Here is a 2,275-nt window from a genome sequence, read left to right on the forward strand (position 1 = left end):
AGAAGGGCCCCGATCGGGGCCCTTCTCATGACGTCACCTGGCACATATTTCCTCCGGCCAACTGGCGCATATTTGCTCCGGCGTTGACATCCTGAACCATCGCCGTGGTCGGCGTTTGCAAATGGCTGGCGGTTGACGCTGCGTCGTCGGCCACTGGCCGATGACGTCGCCGACGCGGCAGCAACGACTGCCCAAGGGCCCTTCGCGCATCCTCGCGGGATGGAAAGTTCACGCGGCGTCGGGTCGGGCCACCCGCAGTCGGACCCGCGGCGCACTCTCAAAACGAAAAACCCCGCCGACGATCGGCGGGGTTTGTCTTCAGTGTGAGGCTCGGCCTGTTCGGCGGAGCCATTCTTCCGTCATCGTTTTGCTTGGGTCAGGCCTGGAAAATCCAGTTCGAGACGAGCACCACGATGACGCCCCCGGCAAGCGTCAGGTAGGGCAACATGCCTGCCTTCCGCGTCATCGCCGTGCCTGGTTCGATGTGCAGGTCGACCAGCATCTGATCGGGAAATTTCCCGTGATCCTGGATGTAGTGACGGTAAAAGAAGACCGGGATGATCAATGCCGCGGTGAACAGGCCCGCCCACAAGGCCATCGGGTTCCAGACCTGCGCGCCGGCGCCCATGAAGACGGCGTTGACGAAGGCGAAGAGGGTGCCGATCACGATGATCACGGTCGGCGCCTTGTAGGGGCGGGGAATGTGGGCGGAGTCGATGCGATGAATCCACCCGGCATTGAGGTTGAGGAAGTTGAAGATGATGTAGCCGCAATTGGAGACGGCCAGGATGAAGAAGAAACTGGTCGCATCCGCCACCGCGATCGCGAGGACGACGAGGTTGACCACCAGATCGGTCCACATGGCCCGCGTCGGCGCGCCATGTTCATTCACGTGCGACAGATACCGCGGCAGCCAGCCATCGACCGAGCCCTGGTAGAGGGTCCGCGATGAGCCGGCCATCGCCGTCATCAAGGTCAGCATCAAAGCCAAGATCATCAACATGACGAGCAGGCTCTCGATGATCGCGCCGCCGCCGACCATATGCGCCATGGCCGCGGCCACGCCCGATCCATCGACGATCGAGTCCGACAGCATGCCGTCGAGGCCGAGCGCACCTTGGAAGGTGAACGGCACCAGACTGAACAGCACAAGGCAGAGCAGGCCCGAGTAGAAAATGGCCTTGAAGGTGTCGGTGGCGGGGTTCTTGAACTCGCTGGTGTAGCAGACGGCGGTTTCAAAGCCGTAGGTCGACCATGCGGCGATGAACATACCGCCCAGGACGAGCGTCCAACCGGCAATGTTCCAGGCGCCAGGTTCCGGCGCGTATGGCTCGGCCAAGGGCACGAGCGGCGAAAAGTTCCCCCAATCAACGTTACCGTTCAGGATCGGGACGACGCCGACGATCGCCATCGGGATGATGACGAGCAGTCCGATATATTTTTGGAACTTGGCGGTTCCCAATATGCCGCGATGCTGGATCGCGAACACCATCAACATCAAGACGGCGCCGATGAAGAACGCCGAATTGAGGGACAGCGACACCGGACCGAAGGTCGTGCGAAACAACGTCCATTCGCGAATCCCCGGCGTCAGGGCGGCGACCGCGGCGGCGGTCTTGTCGGCCTCGGCAACAGTCAAGGCCGCCCCATTGGTGGCCAGCCAGTCGGCGACGGCCGTGCTATTGGCTAAGGGAACGGGCGCGAGCGCGTTGAGGATGTAGGCTGCCGCAATGGAACAACCCAGCGAAAGCACCGGCGACCACGCGAACCAGTTGCACCAGACCGACAGGGGCGCGATCGGTTTGGCATAGCGCACCCAGGCAGCCGCACCATAGATCGAGGCTCCGCCGGATTTATTCGGAAACAACCCGGCGATCTCGGCATAGGTGAACGACTGTAGGAACCCCATCGTCATCGATGCGATCCAGATCAGGAATGCAAGTTTTCCTGTAACTCCGGCGATGCCGCCAATGGAGAAAAGAACCAACGCGGGCACACCGCTTGCTACCCAGAAGGCGCCAGTCCAATCAATGCTTCGATGAAGCTTTCCAGATGCTGGGGCGCTATCGACAGCTGTGGATATGGTCGACATTTATCAGGGTTCCTCCGCATTTTTATTTATAAGTGTATATTGCAATAGGAGTAATTGATCCGAGCTCTAGCTCAGAGTCGGTCCGGAAAGTTGTTCAATTTGAACAAAGCCTTCGCAGCATTAGGCGGATAGACGCCAGTTTGAGGAATGCGAGCGCGTTGCGCGACAGGTTCTCGAAATCCT

1 protein-coding gene is annotated in these 2,275 nt (G+C 60.2%); it reads right to left on the bottom strand.

From position 1 onward, the window contains the following. Nucleotides 1–376: 376 nt before the first annotated feature. Nucleotides 377–2,092 (bottom strand): APC family permease, encoded by a 1,716-nt coding sequence (locus VQ045_RS21545; protein ID WP_331831579.1) that lies wholly within the window; start codon nt 2,090–2,092, stop codon nt 377–379. Between the last annotated feature and the right edge of the window lie 183 nt (nt 2,093–2,275).

Origin of the sequence: Aurantimonas sp. E1-2-R+4, from assembly GCF_036549515.1 — a bacterium.
In the GTDB taxonomy this organism is placed as follows: Bacteria; Pseudomonadota; Alphaproteobacteria; order Rhizobiales; family Rhizobiaceae; genus Aurantimonas; species Aurantimonas coralicida_A.

Coding starts and splice junctions, on each gene's coding strand:
- VQ045_RS21545 (WP_331831579.1), bottom strand. CDS start 2,092: ATGTCGACCATATCCACAGCTGTCGATAGCGCCCCAGCATCTGGAAAG.